This window comes from Ideonella margarita (assembly GCF_038066635.1).
GTDB classification, from domain to species: Bacteria; Pseudomonadota; Gammaproteobacteria; order Burkholderiales; family Burkholderiaceae_C; genus Ideonella; species Ideonella margarita.
Genome location: NZ_JBBUTI010000002.1, coordinates 67,230 through 83,855 on the forward strand (window position 1 = coordinate 67,230; position 16,626 = coordinate 83,855).

The 16,626-nt window shown below is 68.0% G+C and carries 13 protein-coding genes and 1 tRNA gene; 4 read left to right on the forward strand and 10 right to left on the reverse strand.

What is annotated here, in order from left to right; all coding sequences use genetic code 11:
* Positions 1-26 precede the first annotated feature (26 nt).
* Positions 27-1,094 carry a M14 family zinc carboxypeptidase gene (locus tag AACH00_RS03270; protein WP_341397529.1) on the forward strand — a complete coding sequence of 356 codons (1,068 nt, stop codon included), beginning with the start codon at positions 27-29 and terminating at the stop codon, positions 1,092-1,094.
* Positions 1,091-1,954: an alpha/beta fold hydrolase gene (locus tag AACH00_RS03275; RefSeq protein WP_341397530.1), complete on the forward strand. Its 864-nt coding sequence runs from the start codon at positions 1,091-1,093 to the stop codon at positions 1,952-1,954. Before AACH00_RS03270 ends, AACH00_RS03275 begins: the two co-directional genes overlap by 4 nt.
* On the opposite strand, the gene AACH00_RS03280 is transcribed toward AACH00_RS03275, so the two are convergent.
* The 9 genes from AACH00_RS03280 to AACH00_RS03320 form a co-directional block, all read right to left on the reverse strand.
* On the reverse strand, positions 1,887-5,606 hold the full coding sequence (locus AACH00_RS03280) for a PAS domain S-box protein (RefSeq protein ID WP_341397531.1): 3,720 nt from the start codon (positions 5,604-5,606) through the stop codon (positions 1,887-1,889). The two genes, AACH00_RS03275 and AACH00_RS03280, sit on opposite strands and share 68 nt — an antisense overlap.
* Before the next feature lie 7 nt (positions 5,607-5,613).
* Complete coding sequence (locus AACH00_RS03285) at positions 5,614-6,834, reverse strand: ABC transporter substrate-binding protein (RefSeq protein WP_341397532.1); 1,221 nt, start codon at positions 6,832-6,834, stop codon at positions 5,614-5,616.
* A gap of 174 nt (positions 6,835-7,008) precedes the next feature.
* Positions 7,009-7,221, reverse strand: a complete 213-nt coding sequence (locus AACH00_RS03290; RefSeq protein WP_341397533.1) for a cold-shock protein — start codon at positions 7,219-7,221, stop codon at positions 7,009-7,011.
* 273 nt (positions 7,222-7,494) lie between these two features.
* On the reverse strand, positions 7,495-8,214 hold the full coding sequence (locus AACH00_RS03295) for a DUF2894 domain-containing protein (RefSeq protein ID WP_341397534.1): 720 nt from the start codon (positions 8,212-8,214) through the stop codon (positions 7,495-7,497).
* The gene (locus AACH00_RS03300; RefSeq protein ID WP_341397535.1) at positions 8,211-8,870 is read right to left on the reverse strand and encodes an OmpA family protein; all 660 of its coding nucleotides are present in this window, start codon (positions 8,868-8,870) and stop codon (positions 8,211-8,213) included. The genes AACH00_RS03295 and AACH00_RS03300 overlap by 4 nt, the downstream gene beginning before the upstream one ends.
* Entirely contained in the window at positions 8,867-11,086 is a 2,220-nt protein-coding gene (locus AACH00_RS03305) for a DUF802 domain-containing protein (RefSeq protein WP_423221885.1), read from the reverse strand. Before AACH00_RS03305 ends, AACH00_RS03300 begins: the two co-directional genes overlap by 4 nt.
* Complete coding sequence (locus tag AACH00_RS03310) at positions 11,079-11,852, reverse strand: DUF3348 family protein (protein WP_341397536.1); 774 nt, start codon at positions 11,850-11,852, stop codon at positions 11,079-11,081. The genes AACH00_RS03305 and AACH00_RS03310 overlap by 8 nt, the downstream gene beginning before the upstream one ends.
* A gap of 269 nt (positions 11,853-12,121) precedes the next feature.
* Positions 12,122-12,198 (reverse strand) — tRNA-Ile (locus AACH00_RS03315).
* Positions 12,199-12,219: 21 nt separating this feature from the next.
* Complete coding sequence (locus AACH00_RS03320; protein ID WP_341397537.1) at positions 12,220-13,704, reverse strand: sensor histidine kinase; 1,485 nt, start codon at positions 13,702-13,704, stop codon at positions 12,220-12,222.
* Positions 13,705-13,979: 275 nt separating this feature from the next.
* On the opposite strand from AACH00_RS03320, the gene AACH00_RS03325 reads away from it, so the two are divergent.
* The gene (locus AACH00_RS03325) at positions 13,980-14,666 is read left to right on the forward strand and encodes a TetR/AcrR family transcriptional regulator (protein ID WP_341397538.1); all 687 of its coding nucleotides are present in this window, start codon (positions 13,980-13,982) and stop codon (positions 14,664-14,666) included.
* Here the strand turns inward: AACH00_RS03325 and hrcA are convergent.
* Positions 14,626-15,654, reverse strand: a complete 1,029-nt coding sequence (gene hrcA, locus AACH00_RS03330) for a heat-inducible transcriptional repressor HrcA (RefSeq protein WP_341397539.1) — start codon at positions 15,652-15,654, stop codon at positions 14,626-14,628. The two genes, AACH00_RS03325 and hrcA, sit on opposite strands and share 41 nt — an antisense overlap.
* A gap of 72 nt (positions 15,655-15,726) precedes the next feature.
* Here hrcA and AACH00_RS03335 point away from each other — a divergent pair, with 72 nt between their 5' ends.
* On the forward strand, positions 15,727-16,614 hold the full coding sequence (locus AACH00_RS03335) for an NAD kinase (protein WP_341397540.1): 888 nt from the start codon (positions 15,727-15,729) through the stop codon (positions 16,612-16,614).
* Positions 16,615-16,626 lie beyond the last annotated feature (12 nt).

Below are 16,626 nucleotides of genomic sequence, written 5' to 3' on the forward strand. Positions count from 1 at the left end.
GTTTCCAACCATGCCGTCCACCCGCCTTGGCCCAGCCCGCCGCAGCCACCGTCCTGCTGGACGCCCATGACCTGCCCAACCACCGGGCGCTGCTGCGCCTGGTGGAAGACGGCCAGCCGTGGATCGAACACCGGGTGCTGGGGCAGGTGCGCAGCGGGCAGCGCCTGCTGCCGCTGCACGCCCTGCTGCTGGGCAACCCCGACCCGGCCTGCCCGGCGGTCGGCCTGTTCGGCGGCGTGCACGGCCTGGAGCGCATCGGCAGCGATGTGGTGATGTCCTTCATCGACAGCCTGGTGCAGCGCCTGCGCTGGGACCGCACGCTGCAAGACCTGCTGCAAGGCCTGCGGCTGGTAGTGATGCCGATGGTGAACCCGGGCGGCCTGCTGGTGGGCAGCCGCTCGAACCCGGCCGGTGTTGACCTGATGCGCAATGCCCCGGTGGAAGCCGGCGCCGGCGTGCCCTGGCTGGTGGGCGGACACCGCCTGTCAGCACACCTGCCCTGGTACCGCGGCCCGCTGAAGGCGCCGATGCAGCCGGAAAGCGAAGCGCTGTGCCGGCTGGTCGAAACCGAGCTGCTGCCGCGGCCCTTCACCATCACCGTCGATTGCCACTCCGGCTTCGGCCTGAACGACCGGGTGTGGTTCCCGTTCGCCCACACCGCGCGGCCGATCGAGCACCTGCCCGAGCTGCATGCGCTGGCCGAGGTGTTCGACCGCAGCCTGCCCCAGCACCCCTACGTGATGGAGCCACAGAGCCGCCAGTACCTGACGCACGGCGACCTGTGGGACCACCTGTACCTGGCCTCGCGCCAGCAGCCCGACCGCATCTTTCTGCCGCTGACACTGGAGATGGGCTCATGGTTGTGGGTGAAGAAGAACCCGCGCCAGATGTTCAGCCGCGACGGCATCTTCAACCCGCTGATCCAGCACCGCCAGCAGCGCGTACTGCGCCGCCAGCACACGCTGCTCGACTTCATCCTGCGCGCCGCGCTCAGCCACGCGCAGTGGGTGCCGCAAGGTGCCGCCACGCGCGCCCGGCATCATGAGCAGGCGCTGGCCCGCTGGTACCGCATTCCACGCAGCGCCCGGCCATGAACACCCCCGTCGCTCCACCTTCAAGCCAAGCCCCCTGCGTTCTTCTGCGCGGCCTGGCGCGTGGCAGCGGCCACTGGGGACAAGGCCAAGGCGGCTTCGCCGACCAGCTGGCACACAGCCTGGCGCCCGGCGCCTTGCTGCTGCCCGACCTGCCCGGCAACGGCATGCTGTGGAATGACACCAGCCCCACCCGCGTGGGCGCGATGACCGACGCGCTGCGCCAGCAACTGGCCCCAACCTTGGCACAAGGCCCCCCGGTGCGCCTGGTGGCCATGTCGCTCGGGGCGATGGTGGCTCTCGACTGGGCGCACCGGTTTCCCGCTGAAGTTCAGAGCGCGGCGCTCATCAATACCAGCCTGCGCGGCTTGAGCCCGCCCTGGATGCGCTTGCGGCCCACTGCGGCCCGCGCGGTGCTGGGCGCCTGGCTGCAGGCCGTGGTGGGTTTGGGCGATGTGGAGCAGCGTGAAGCCACCGTACTGCGGCTGACCAGCCAGCTGGCTGCGCGCAACCCGGCCTTGGCTGCCCGTACCATGGCTCATTGGGTGAGCCTGCAGACACAGTACCCGGTGCAGCCGGCCAACCTCATGCGACAGTTGTGGGCTGCAGCGCGCTTCAAGGCACCCCAAACGGCGCCAGCCATGCCCGTGCTGGTGTTGAACGGTGCGGGTGACGCGCTGGTGCATCCGGCCTGCTCAGCCGCCGTGGCGCAAGCCTGGGGCACACCGATGTGCCAGCACCCGACTGCCGGGCATGACCTGCCGCTGGACGACCCCGAGTGGGTAGCCGCCCAGCTCAGCCGCTGGTGGCGCGGGCTGGTTCCAGCGCCTGCTCAGCCTGACACACCGGCAGCCACAGCGTGACGGTGGTGCCCTCGCCCAGCACGCTGTCGAGCTGAACCTGGCCGCCATGCAGCTCGATGATTTCCTTCACCAGCGCCAGGCCCAGTCCGGTGCCGGGAATGGCGCCCGAGGTGTCCGCGCGGAAGAAGCGCTCGAAGGCGCGCCGCGCGTGGCTGGGTGACATGCCGATGCCGCGGTCGCGCACGCTCACGCCCACCTGATCCTGCCCTTCGTGTTCGCGGCGCATCACGGTCAAGGTGATGCGGCCGCCCTCGGGCGAGTACTTGTAGGCGTTCGAGAGCACGTTGGTCAGCGCATGCTGGAACTTGGCCCGGTCCACCCGCACGGGCGGAATCTGCGGCGGCAGCACCAGGTCGATCTCGCGGGTGTCGCCCGGCACCATCAGCGCATTCACGCCGGCGTCGATGACCTCACGCACCTCGGTCACTTCCAGATGGAAGTCCTTGCCCTTGCGGGCTTCGATGCGGGCCAGGTCCAGCAGCTCGTTGATCATGTCGGTCAGCCAGATCGACTGACGGTTGATGGTCTGCAGCACGTCGCGGGTGCGGGCTTCATCAAACTTGCGCATCAAAAGCAGGTCAGAGAAGCCGCGGATGCTGGCCATCGGCGTGCGCAGCTCGTGCGCGGCGGTTGAAAGGAACTCGCTCTTCATGCGGTCCACTTCGGTTTCGCGGCTGATGTCGCGCAGGTGCAGCACCTGGCGCACATTGGGTGCATCACAGTCGCGCCGGCTGCACACCACCACCTTCTGCGGCAGGCCACGCAGCACCAGCACCTCGGCATGCACGGCGCCGCCAGCGTCTTCCACGTCAGACAGCCAGTGCGCCATGCCGGGCGGGTCACGCTGCTCGATCACATTCAGCAGCTGTGCATCGAACTCGTCGCTGGCCAGGCCCATCACCTCGCTGGTGGCGATGCCGGTCAGGCGCTCGAACGCCGGGTTGGCAGAGACCACGCGCCCCTCACCATCGAAGGACACGAAGCCGTCAGGGCTGAGCGCAAAGATGGTGTCGAGGCGGGCGAACTGGTCGCGCAGCAGCACCTCGGCCTTCAGCCGCGCCGTCACGTCGCTCAGCACGCCGATGTAGTGGGTGATCTCGCCGGTGGTTTCGTCGTGCACCGGCGCGATCGAGATGTCGTTGTCGAAGCGCGCGCCGTCCTTGCGGTAGTTGGTCAGCACCACGCGGCAAGGCTCGCCCAGGGCAATCGCCTGGCGGATGTCGTTGATGCCCGGCTGCTGGGTATTGCCGCCCTGCAGGAAACCACAAGAGCGGCCCAGCGCTTCTTCCGGGCTGTAGCCGGTGAGCCGGGTAAAGCCTTCATTGATGAAGACCATCGGGGCGCCCGGCTTGCGGATGTCGGTCAGCACGATGCCGTTGCTGCTGGCGTCCACCGCGCGGTTGCGCAGCCGCAGGTCCGCCTCGGTTTCGCGCTGCTCGGTGATGTCGGTCAAGGTGCCGCTGAAGCCCACGGGCTGCCCGTCGTCATCACGCAGGCGCTGCACCTGCACCTGCATCCAGCACACGCCGCCGTCGGCGGTGAGGTAGCGCAGCTGCTGGCGAACTTCATCCTTCTCGCCACGCAGCAGTGGCTCGACCAGGGCCTGGCCGCGCGCACGGTCAGCGGGCCAGAGCGCGTCGAGGAAGGCGGTGCCGAGCATCTGCGACGCAGGTCGGCCGGTGATGCGCTCCCAGGCCGGGTTCAGGTAGGTCCACACGCCCAGTGCATCGGTCTGGAAGATCACTTCGTTGATCGACTCGATGACGCGGCGGTGCAGCTCCTTCTGGCGGCGGCGTTCGGTCACATCGTCGATCACCAGCACCACATGGTGAACCCAGCGCCGCGCGCCCGGCAGGGTGTCTTCGGGCGCGTCCATCATCGGACTGATGGTGACCTCGCACCACATCAGCTCGCCGTCCTTGCGGCGCACGCGCGTGGTCATGCGTACATCGCGCAGGCCGAGCACGCACTCGCGCATGGCCTCGGACATGTCACCGCCCACCACCTGGTTCTGCAGGGTGATGGCATCGGATCGCAGCAGCTCATCGATCGGTGCGCCGGTGATGTGGGCCAGCGCCGGGTTGGCGTACACGGCCTTGGCGCCACCCGGCTGCAAGGCCATGATGAGCACGCCGTTGCCGGTGGCCACCAGCGCGCGGTCACGCAGCTTCATGCCGGCCACGGCCTGTTCGCGGGCCTGGCGGGCACGCACGGTGCTGGTGATGTCGGAAAGGATGCCGTCGATGCGGATGGGCTGGTCTGCGGCGTCGCGCACCACGGTCATCCGGTTCTCGATCCAGCGCGGGCCTTGGGCATCGCCCGGCAGCGAAAAGCTGGCCACCGCGGTGCCGTTCACCCAGGCCGCTTCGAAGGCCTGTTCCAGCTCGGCCAGGCCGACCGTGCTGAGCAGCCGAGCCATCGTGGCGCGCACCATGGGCACGCGGTCCGCGTCCAGGCCCAGCAGGCGCGCCACTGGCGGGCTGGCAAACAGCAGCTGGTCGCGGTCGATGCTCAGGGCATACACGCCGTCCGACAAGCTGGCCAACGTGCTGTCCAGGCGCTGCTTGGCCTGCGCCAGCTCGTTGGTGCGGGCGGTCACCTGCTGCTCCAGCGAGGTCTGTGCGCTGAGCAGGCGCTGGAGCATGGCGCTGAAGCTCTGCGCCAGGCTCTGCACCTCGATGCCGCCGCCCTGGAAATCGGCCTGCAGCAACTGGGGCACGGCCTCCAGGCCATCCCGGGTAACGGTGGCCGCGGCGTCTCGCAATGCTTGCAGCGGCTGCACGGCCTCACTCGACAGCGTGGCCATGCCGCGCCGCACGAAGCGCAGCAGCAGCGCACCGAGCACGAGGTAAGCGCCACCAATCCAGAACGCCGGCGCCATCGCGCGCAGCGCGCTTTCGTGCACCGCCAGGGTGATCACGGGGAAGCCTTCCACGCCCGGGCCGGTCAGCTGCAGCGGCGCCGCCAGCGACAACTCCCGCCGGCTTGCCGTGTCAGACGCCGCCAGCTGGGCATCGCCACTTTGAACCACGCCCCGATAGCCTTCCGGCAACTTGCCCAGGCCGGGGGCCAGCAAGGCACTCAGGTCGAGTTCACCCACCAGAGCGCCTTCCACCGTGCCCGTGCTGCCGAAGATCACCGGGTAGGCCACCAGCAGGCGCCAGCGCTCGCCACGCCGCACCAGTTCAACCTGGTACTTCGATTCATCCACGCAGCGCCGCCCCAGCGCCAGTGCCGTCTGGTCCTGCATCTGGTCGTCGTCGACGATGTGGTTGTCGGCCAGGGCCTGCCCCATGTGGTCGGTCAACCAGAGTGCGCGCAAGCCCGGGTGGGCGCGGCGATGCTCGGCGAGCGTTGGCATGATGTAGGCGGTGCGGCCGGTGGGGTCAACCAGCGCATTGCGCACCAGCGTGCGGCCGGACAGCTCATGCAGGCCATTGAGCTGTCCGCTCAGCTCGCTCGACATCTGCGCCTGCAGCTCACTGCTGACCCGGCTGAGCTGGGCGTCAGAGCGCTGCAGCAGCAGCCAGACGATCATCACCAGCGACAGGCTGCCGATCAGCAACGCGCCGGTCGTGACCAGGCGTTGTGCCCCCGCAGCCAGCCGATGGGCGAGGCTGTCAGGCGTGGGCTGCCGCGACCTGGTGTTCATGCCTGCATCAGCCCCTGGATTTCAGGGCACCGAGGCGGCCATCGGCTCCCCAGCGGGCGAGCAGCACGTCGCTCTCGGCCAGCGCTTCGTGGCGCTCACGGGTGAAGGCGGGGGCGTAGCGCCGCACCACGCCGTCAATCGGATCGAGGTTTTCGAGGGCGTCGCGGATGACCTCGCGCCGGGTGCTGCGTGCACGCTCCAGCGCCCGCTGAAGGATGAGCACGCAGTCATACCCGTGGCCCAGACCGACCAGCGAGGGCATGCGCAGCGGGTCAGTCAGACCCATGCGCTGTGCGGCGCGTGCCAGCACGCTTTGCCCACGCGGGGTACGCTGGATGTTCAGCGCGGTGGTTTGCACCACGCGCAGGTCGATGTCGCGCAGGCCTTCGCCCACCAGCTTCGGGAAGTCACCGCCGGCAATGCCCCAGTGGCTGTAGATGGGCGGGCGCACATTGGCGGGCAGCGCCAGCAGCTCCTTGCACAGCACGACGCCTTCCGGCTCGTTCGCCACCAGCAGCAGGGCTTGCATGCCGGCCTGCTTGAGCGCAGCCACATGCTCGACCATCGAGGTCTCGCCGCCCCAGTTGTACCAGCGCACCGGCAACAGCTGGAGCTGGGTGCCCTTCAACTGGCCCATGCGCGCCTCCGTGGCCGCCAGGCAACTGCGGCCCCAGCCGGAGTTGGGGGCCAGCAAGCCCATGCGCTGGTGGCCGTCGGCCTGCGCGGCCTGCAGCAGCGCACTCATCGCCCAGGTGTCGTTCAGCGACACGCGGAAGGCCCAGTCCGGCTGCCGTTTGGCATCGAGCACCGTGTTCGCGGCAGCCCAGGGGCTGAACACCGGGCATTGCAAGGCAGCTGCCTGGTTGCCCATTTCCACCAGCACCGGGCTGAAACGGCTGCCGAGCACGGCGATCAGGTCGGGCATGGCGGCCAGCTCGCGGAAGTTTTCCAGGCCCCGGCTGGGCACGCTGCGGTCGTCGCGCAGCTCCAGCTGCAAGGGCCGGCCACCGAGCACGCCGCCGGCGGCGTTGATGTCTTCAATGGCCAGCTCCACCCCGAGCCGGATGGCGTCGTCGCTGGTGCTGCTGGCCATCTTGAGCTCGGCGGTCATGCCGATGCGCACGGGCGCACCCGTGGCCCAAGCCTGGGCGGCCCAGGGCAGGCTCGCCACTGTGGCTGTGGCCCGGTGGAGGAAGGTGCGGCGGCGGCGGTCAAGGGCGTGGCTCATGGCGATCTTCCGTGCTGCAGGCGCCGCGCAGGGCGCAGCAACCTTTGTCAGGTTCACGGGATATCGGCCTCGCAGGCCGTGCCTTAAGTCAGGGAAACTTGCGCCACAGGCAAAAAAAAACCGCCACACGAAGTGGCGGTTTCCGCGAGCCGGCCCGTAGGCCAAGCTGGGTGCTTACACCGGGCGGATGTTGGCAGCTTGCGCGCCCTTCGGGCCTTGCTTGACCTCGAATTCAACGCGCTGGTTTTCCTGCAGGCTGCGGAAACCGCCGCCGTTCTTGATTTCGCTGTGGTGGGCGAACAGGTCCTTGGAACCGTCTTCAGGAGCGATGAAACCAAAGCCCTTGCCGTCGTCGAACCACTTCACGATGCCGAATTGCGTACTCATGGATGAATCCTTGTTGAGTGAAAAAGAAAAGCCACCAGACCGGCGCACACGCACCTGTCTGGACAGAGACACTCAAGAAAGTTCAAACCGGGGGAAGCAATCACCTGGGCCGACCAGCTGGGGCGTGCGTTGCACGCCGGCAGAAGGTGGAAGTAGAGCAAGACCTTGAGGAAACGGTCTTGTGCATGTCTGTGGGCGCAGTGTACGCCCCTCGCCCGGGCAGCGCCGGTTTTATTTTCCAAAGCCTTTCAAGGGGCTCTGGCCGGGCTGCGTTCAGCCGCGCCGGTTGCCGGCCTTGCGTTCCGGCGGCGCCATGCCACTGGCCTGCTCCAGCCAGAGCAGCGCGTCCACCTGGTTGAGCAGGTGCTCCAGGTAGCCGGGTGCGGTCTGGTTCATCAGCGTCAGGGCCTGGTTGAGCAGGCGCTGGGTGTTGAGCGGGCCGGCGTTCTCAGGCACCTTGGCCAAGGCCTGCGACAAGCGCTGCTCGACCCCCAGGCGCGACCAGGTGCTGCGAAAGAGCTGCACGGTTTTCAGTTCGGGCAGGTTGGCGGCCGGGTAGGCGGCGCGCGATGCCTGCGCTGGCGCTGAGGCGCCGGGATGGGCGGCGGGCAATGCCGCGTGATGCGCGACTTCTTCTACGGGAGTGCCACCGGCCAATGTGGCCAGCAGCCCAGCCAATGGACCTTGCGGGCTGCTTGGGCGCAGCGGCTTGGCTGCGACCGTGCTGCTGGCCACGCCTTGCAAAGCAGGGTCAGGCAGTTCGTTCAGCAGCACATGCAGCCGTTGTGCGAGCAAGCGCTGCACCGCATCAGGTTGCGTGTGGGCGCGACGCGCCATGGCGGTGATGAGGCGCCAGCGCACCGGGTCTGCCGTGGCAGCACCGGCCGCTTCCAGCGCGCTGATGCGATCAACCGCGATGGTGAGCGCGGGCACGAGCGGCACCGCAGGCGCCACGGGCACCGTCGGTTGCGCTGATGACGCCAGCATGTTCATGCCGGCTGCTGCCCCTTGGGCACGATGGGCTTCGGGGTCGGAGTGATCTCGACCCGGCGGTTCATGGCCCGGCCCTTGGCATCGGCGTTAGACGCCACCGGTTGCTCGGAGCCGAAGGCCGCCGCGAACACCGACGACGACGGCAGGCCGGCGTCGATCAGCGCACGGGTCACGGTCAAGGCGCGGCGGGCGGAGAGCTCCCAGTTGTCGGCCATCTGCTTGCTGCCGTCGCGCACCAGGCGGTCATCGGTGAAGCCGCTAACCATCAGAATTTCGTCGCGCGCACCGAGGTAGGCGGTCAGCGGTGCAGCCAGGCTCTTGAGCAATTGCACGCCCTCGCCTTGCAGCTGGTCAGAGCCGGCCGCGAACAGCACGCTGTTGCTGATGCCGATACGGCCATCGCGCAGCGTGACGCGACCATCGGCCAGCGGAATGGCCAGGGCCTTCTCCAGCGCAGTGCGGCGTTGCTCTTCCGCCTGGCGCTTGCTCACTTCGGCATCCAGCTCGATGCTGAGCTGCAACTGCACGCCGAGCGAGCACGCCAGGATCAGCACGAAGGCGCCCAGCAAGCCCGCCATCAAATCCCCAAACACGGCCCAGACGGGCACGCCCGCCTCGCCGTTGTCGGCGCCGGCGTCCAGCTCATCGATGCTCATGCTGCCGGGCCTGCGTTGGTGGCCACGGTACCTGCCGCGCGCTGCTGGCTGGCCATGCGCTGCAGGTCTTCCACCACCTGCTTCTGCGACATGATGCTGAGGTCGATCACCTCACGGGCCTGCGCCACGTAGTACGCCAGTTGCTCATCGCTGCGAGTCATCGACTGGCCCAGGGCCGTGTCCACACGTTCCAGGTGGCCCACCAGCTGCTGGCTGCCTTGCTGGAACACCTGCACCGCCGCGCCAAAGGCCTCGCCAAGGCTGGCCACTTCCACGGCGCTGCCGGCCAGCTGCGCGGCCACGTTGTCGAGGCGCGTGGCCTCGGCATCGACCTGGCTGGCGAAACGGGTGGTGGCCAGCGCCAGGCCGTCCGTCGTCGACTGCACCAGCGCATCGATCGCCTGGCGTTGCTCGGTGGAGGCGCGCTGCACGGCGTCAAGCAGGGTCGACAAGGTGCCCATCAAGCGGTTGCGCTCTTCCAGCATGGCCTGGTCACGCACCATGCTGTCTGACAATTTCTCGCGCAGCTCGGCCACCACTTCGGCGGCGGCGCGCGGGGCTTCAGCGGCCAGCGTCACCAGGCGCGACACCTCGCTGATGGTGCCTCGCGCATGGGCTTGTGCCTCGGCCGTGATGCTGCGTGCCGTGGCTTCCAGCGTCTGGCAGATCTGCTGTTGCTGGCTCAGGCTGGCCGCACCGGCTTGCTGCCACTCGCGTTGCAGCGAGCTGGCCATGGTTTCCAGCGATTGCTGCCAGGTGGCCAGGCGCTGGGTGTCGCGCGCGGCCAGCTCGGTTTGCAGTTGCTCGTGTGATTGCGCCAAGGCACCCAGCAAGGCGCCCGACTGGCGATCGAAATGCGCGCCGGCATCGGCCTGCACACGTTGCACCTGCTGCAGCAGCTGTTCGCTGTTGCGCTCTTGCTGGGCCAGCGCGCCTTGCCAGGTGGTGGATACACCGGCCACCGCCGCATCCAGCCGAGTGGCCACCGCCGACAGCTGCTCACCCACACTGCCCGCCACACGCTCATGCAGCGTGGCGCTTTCGCGGGCTACGATGTCGGCGGCGCCGACCAGGTCGGCCTGCAGCGCCAGGTGGCTGCTGGCCACCCGTTCCACCAGCGCTGCGGCGCGTTCATCAAAGCGCGTGGAAATGCCCTCGATCTGGCGGCCCACCTGCTCGACGATGCGCTCATGCAGCGCGGCGGTTTCGCGGGTGATGCCGGCCATCGTGGCTTCAGCCACCGGCTGCAGCGTGGCGCTGACCTGCCGGGCGCTTTCGCCCAGGCTGGCCTGCAGCGACGTGCCAACCGATGCGGCCAGCGCCTGGTAGCTGTCAGCGGCCTGGGCATGGAAGCGGGCCTGCTCGGCCGCGAGTTGCTCGGCCGATTGGCGGGCCTGCGATTGCACCGTCGTCATCAGCGACTGCATCTCACCCAGCCACGACCGGGTCATGCCCTGCAGCTCGGTCTGCATCTGGTTGAGCAGCGCGGGCATCTGGGCCAGCAGCTCAGGCATCTGCGCGGCCTGCTGCTGCATCAGCGCCAGCATCGCTTCACGCTGATGGGCGCGGCCGAACGGGCGCAGCGTGGTGGCAATCGCCGCGTCCAGCGCGGCCTGTGCGCGCTGGCGGTCACGCCGCACCAGCGCCGACATCAAACCCAGCATGGCCGAGGTGGCCACACCCACCACCGAGGTACCAAAGGCCAGACCCAGGCCCTTGACGGGCGCGGCCAGCGCGTCACGCATGGCCTTCAGATCGGTCGTGGCTTCAAGCGCAGCGCCCGTGCCACCCAGCGTGGCCACCATACCCAGGAAGGTGCCCAGCATGCCCAGCAGCACCAGCAGGCCGACCAGAAACGGCGTCATCGACGGACCGGGCAAGCCCACGCGTTCACCTTCCACCCGGAGGCGCACGGCGTGGCGCAGCGAGACCGGCACAGCTGCCAGCCAGGCGGCCAGGTCTTGCACTGGTGCAGCCGCCAGCGCGAGGGCGCCGTCGAGCCGGGCGGTGTCTTGCCAAGCGCGGCGCAGCTCCAGCGCGCCGACGCTGTAGAACACCACGATCAGCAGCGTCATGCCCAGCGCAAACGGCTGCCTGACGTAGCCGGCCGACACCCACAGGGCCACCAGCGCGCCCAGGGCATAGGCCACCAGCAAGGCCCAGCGCGTGGTGCGACGGGCATCCACGGGCGCGCGGGCGGATGGCGTGTCAGACACCGGAGGATTGTTCTTCTTTGCGTCGTTCATCTGTGTGTTGTTCTGGGTGTTGCAGCGCCTCCAGCAGGCCCTGCAGCGGCATCAGCCGCAATGCCAGTTCGGCGTGCAGCAAGCGCTGCATGTCCTGGCGAAAAACCACGCCCCATCGGGCTTCTTCAACAGCAGCCTCACTGCGTGCTGCGGCACTGCGCAGCCGGTCGAAGTGCCGCTCCACCAGCAGCGGCATCATCGACAGCAACTGGCGCTCATGCGCGCCGGCCACCTGCGCCATCACCGCGTCCAGCGCGGCCAGCCGGGCAGACACGCCGCCCCGGTGCGCCAATGAGGCACGCAGCTGGCTGCGCAGCCCGTCCAGCGCCATGTCCATGTTCTGCTGGATGGCCGCATATCGCTGCCGATACGGCGCCACGTCGCTGTCATCCAGACGCAGCACGGCGGCCGAGGCCGGCAAGGCGCGCAGGCCGGCAGGCTTCTGCCCCCCGCGCAGCAAGGGCTCGTCCCGGATCGACTGCTCGAACACCGCCTGCAGGCGCGACACCGCCTGCGCCGCTTTCGCCGCATCCAGCACCTTGGTGCCGGCCGGCGCAGGCTCCAGCCCGCCATGAAGCGCGGCGAACAAGGCGCCCGCTTCCGTCCAGCCCAGCCACCGGCTCATGCCGTCGGCAAAGGAAGGGGCGGCCACCGAGGCGTCAAATAATGAAAGCTGCTTGAGCAGGCCCACCAGGGCCGAACCATTCAGGCTTGCGAGGGATGCGTCTTGCGCCATGGCGAAGGCAGGCTCCAGACGGAAAACCCGGCAGTCTAATACAGCGGGGCTGGCTGGCTTTGAGGGCCGGACTGGGCACCGTGTGGCTCATGTCACGCTGGGCGGAGATGAAAACGGTGGGGTAGTTGGCACGAAGTGGCCGGGTGCCGAGGGCACTTGGGGGAACCGCCAGCACGGGTGCATCGGTCAGGCTGACTCCGTGATGAGCCTCGCGGAGGAGAGGCGGCGGGTGGCCGCGCAGTGGGCACCCCGCAACCCTTCTATTCACTTGGTAGGCCGTGTTGGACTTGAACCAACGACCAAAGGATTATGAGTCCTCTGCTCTAACCAACTGAGCTAACGGCCCTCCGTGAACAGCCGCGCATTATCAGGCATGCAGGGGGGTGGGCATGGGCAGGTCGACCCAGAAACAGCAACCTTCGCCGGGGACGGAGTTGACGCCGATCTCGCCGCCCATGCGCTGCACCAGCTCACGGCTGATGTGCAGGCCCAGGCCGGTGCCTTGGTCGTGGCTGTTGTGCAGGCGGGCGAAGGGCTGGAAGAGTCTGTCCTGGGCACCTTCGGGCAAGCCGGTGCCGGCGTCGCTCACGGCAATGCGGCAGCGCCCGCCGGTTTGCCAGGCATGCACCTCGACATGGCCGGGCGCGCGGTTGTGGCGCAGCGCGTTCGACAGCAGGTTGAGCAGAACCTGCTTCAGCCGGGTGCCATCGGCCACCACGCTGACGGTGTCAGGCACATACATGAGCAGCGGGTGCCCTTCGGCAGCCGGACCCAGCATCTGGAAACACTGGCTCACCTGCTGCGCCACATTCACGGGCTGCAGCTTGATGGGCAGGTGGCCGCTTTCAAGGCGGGCCACATCGAGCAGGTCGTTGGCCAGCGCCAGCATGTGGCGGCCGGCCCGAAGAATCTGCGCCATGTGCTCACGCTGGCGGGCATCGGTCACCTGGTTCTCGACGAGGCTGGCGAAGGCCAGCACCGCGTGCAGCGGGGTGCGCAGCTCATGGCTGACCTGCGACAAGGCGCCCTGCCCGGCCCGCTGCGCCGCCTCGGCCCGCAGCGCGGCACGGCGCAGGTCTTCCAGCTGGGCGATGGCCTCGGTGTGGTCATGAAAACTCGCGAACACCATGCCCGGCTCCTGCCCGTGGGGTGGCAGGTGCTGCACCAGGCCGTAGGCCATCAGCACGGAGCCATCGGCGCGCTTCAGCGGCATCACCGCGTTGCGGGCGACCAGCGGGTGCGATGCGCCTGCCGCTAGAGCATCAACACCCGCCGGCTGCCACCGAACCTGCACGTCGGCCGTCATCAGGCTCCACAGTGACACGCCATTCAAGGCGCCCGGCGCCCAGCCCAGCAACTGCTCTGCCGTGTGGTTGGCGTGGTGAATGCGCCCGTCCGGGCTGGCCAGCAGCATGCCTTCGGAGCCGGCCATGAAGGCACGCGTCAGGCCACGCTCAATGCCGAAGGCGGCTGTGTGGGCTGCATCGGTGGTCGAAGAGGGATGGCGAACCGCGGGCCTCACGTTGTCCGTGCTGACGTCGTCGGCCGGCAATTGCCCCGCCAGGCGCTGCAGCGTCATCAGCAGGCCGTAGCGCCACAACTCGGTTTGCTGATGCCGCGGCACAACCAGGGCATGGCTCAGCAGGTCAGCCCCCTCGCGCATCGACGCGCTGCCTTGCTGCCTGAGCAGATCAGCCACCAGCTCCAGTTGCTGGACCACATGAAACGGGTCACCCTCGGACGGCCCGACGGTGTCGATCAAGGCCATGGCGTGCTCAAGCGCATTGCGCATCAAAGGTAGCGCGGTATCCATGGCGAGCACCGGGGCGGTGCTGCTTTTCAAAAAACTCAACGACGACTCCTGCGATTCTGCGCAGCGCTGCCGGATCTCGGCCAGCATCAACACCCGGGGCCTCTCTGTGTCGAGAAGTCCCCGCCGAATCAGTTACGACTACCTGCCGATTGGTCACAAGCGTACACACACGCTAGAAACTATTCAATTGCCATCCTACAAAAGTGCGAGGTGTGGCACGGCCGCGACGCCGGGCCACGTGCTTACCCGTGCACGCCGCCTGTTGTGCGCGGGCCGTGTTCACAATGAGCCACACCTGCGCAGCGTCTCCTTCGATGTCAGCCACCCACCCCGAGCCCATCAAACGCACCCGCCGCCGCTCTCTGGCCGATCAGGCGGAGTTTCGCCAGACCATCCTGAAGCTGGCCAACGCCATCTTTGCGGCGGAAGGTTATGACGCTCTGTCGATGCGCCGCCTGGCCAATGAGGCCGGCGTGCCGCCGATGACCCTGTATCGCTACTTCCCCAGCAAGTACCACCTGCTGCGCCATATCTGGGACGACCTGCTGGTGGAAGCTGCCGCCAGTGCCAATGCCGCCAGCGCCAATGCCACCGAGCCCGTGGCGGTGCTCACCGCCTGGCTGGGCGGGTTCGTGGACTACTGGCTCAACAACCGCGACCATTACCTGCTGGTCTTCACGACCGGCCACGAAGGCAGCCGCGAAAGCCTGGGGCTGGCGCCCTATCTGGAAGCGTCGCCGGGCAAGATCGTGCTGGAACACCTGGGCAGCCTGCTGGACGCCTGCCTGCCCGCCGCAGGCTCGGCCGACAGCCTGGGGCGTGATGCCCGCCGCGCCTTGGGCGAATGGCTGATGTGCCGCTTGTTCGGCCTGCTGCACCCGGTGTTGTATCTGCCAACGTTCCCTTGGCGCAGCCCCGCGCTGCTGCGCGATGAGATGTTGGCCGAAGTGGCCGCGAAGATCAGCGCTGTGACAGGGCGTTGCCCACCAGCCGTGACGTGATGTCGACGATCTGGATCATGCGGTCGTAGGCCATGCGGGTCGGGCCGATCACGCCCAGCGTCCCCACGATGCGGCCGTCCACCTCGTAGGGCGCCGACACCACCGACAGCTCTTCATAAGGCACCACGCGGCTTTCGCCACCGATGAAGATGCGCACGCCCTCGGCGCGGCTGGAGGTGTCCAGCAGGCGCATCAGCTGGGTCTTCTGCTCGAACAGATCAAACAGCTTGCGCAGTGATCCCATGTCGTTGCCAAAATCCTGCACGCCGAGCAGGTTGCGCTCACCGCTGACGATGACCTGGTCCTGGTTCTCGGCCAGCGCATCCGTGCCGGCCTGCACCGCTGCCTGCATCAGGCTGGCGATTTCCACGCGCAGCACGTCAACTTCATTCTTCAGCCGGCCCCGCACCTCGTCGATGCTCAGGCCGGCGTAGTTCGCGTTCAGGAAGTTGGAGGCCTCCACCAGCTCGCTCTGGGTGACGTCGGTGGCGGTGAATATGACGCGGTTCTGCACATCGCCATCCGGCGCCACCAGAATCACCAGCACCCGCTTGTCGCCCAGCCGCAGGAATTCAATGTGGTGGAACACGCCCGCCTTCTTCGGCGCGGTGATGACACCAACGAAGCTCGACATGTTCGAGAGCAGCTGCGCCGCCTGCGCAATCACGCGCTGCGGCTGGTCGGGCTGCAGCTGGCCCCGCGCCACGGCTTCGTCGCTGACCAGGCTGGCCGCGTCGAACGGACGGGCGGTGAGCATGGTGTCAACGAACAGCCGGTAGCCACGGGCCGTGGGCACGCGCCCGGCCGAGGTGTGCGGGCTGACGATCAACCCGAGGTCCTCGAGGTCGGACATCACGTTGCGGATGGTGGCTGGCGACAGCTCCAGCCCCGAGGCCTTGGAAAGGGTTCGGGAACCCACGGGCTGGCCGTCCGCGATATAGCGTTCAACCAAGGTCTTCAACAGGGATCGGGATCGCTCGTCGAGCATGCTTTTCATTGTACGGACATGCGGGCTGACCACGCGGGCAGCACGGGGGCGTGTGGTGTAATTCCCGGCACGATGACCACTTCCCCGCAGCCCCGTTTCCGCCATGCCGCGCTGATCGGCAAATACCAGGCACAGGGCATTCGGCCGCAGCTTGAAAGCATCGCGCAGTTCCTGTCGCGCCAGGGCCTGGAAGTCTCGGTCGACCGGGACACCGCCCTGAACACCGGCTGGTCTGACTTTGGTGCGCTCACGCCCGCTGAAATTGGCGAGCGCTGCGACCTGGCGGTGGTGGTAGGTGGTGACGGCACGATGCTCGGCATCGCCCGCGAGCTGGCCCGCTACAACGTGCCGCTGGTCGGCATCAATCAGGGCCGGCTGGGCTTCATCACCGACGTGCGTGCCGCCGACTGGGCCGAAGCCCTCGGCCCCATCGTGCAGGGCGACTACGAGGAAGAGCAGCGCTCCATGATCGAAGGCGGCGTGTGGCGCGATGGCCAACCCATCTTCGAAGGCCTGGCCCTGAATGACGTGGTGGTGGGCCGTGGTGCCACCTCCAGCATGGTGGAGCTGCGTGTGGATGTGGGCGGCGAGTTCGTCGCCAACATGCGCGCCGACGGCCTGATCGTGGCATCGCCCACCGGCTCCACGGCCTATGCGCTCTCGGCCGGCGGGCCGATCCTGCACCCGTCGATCGGCGGCTGGGTGCTGGTGCCCATCGCCTCGCACACCTTGTCCAACCGGCCGATCGTCCTGCCTGACTCGCAAGAGGTGCAGATCACCATCGTCAACGGCAAGGACAGCAGCGCCAATTTCGACACCCACGGGCTGGCCAGCCTGCTGCATGGCGACCAGGTTCGCCTGCGCCGCTCGGCCCAGCGCGTGCGGTTCATCCATCCCCGCGGCTGGAGCTACTACGCCACGCTGCGCCGCAAACTTCGTTGGTACGAAGGCGTCGTCTGACGCCAGACCTTT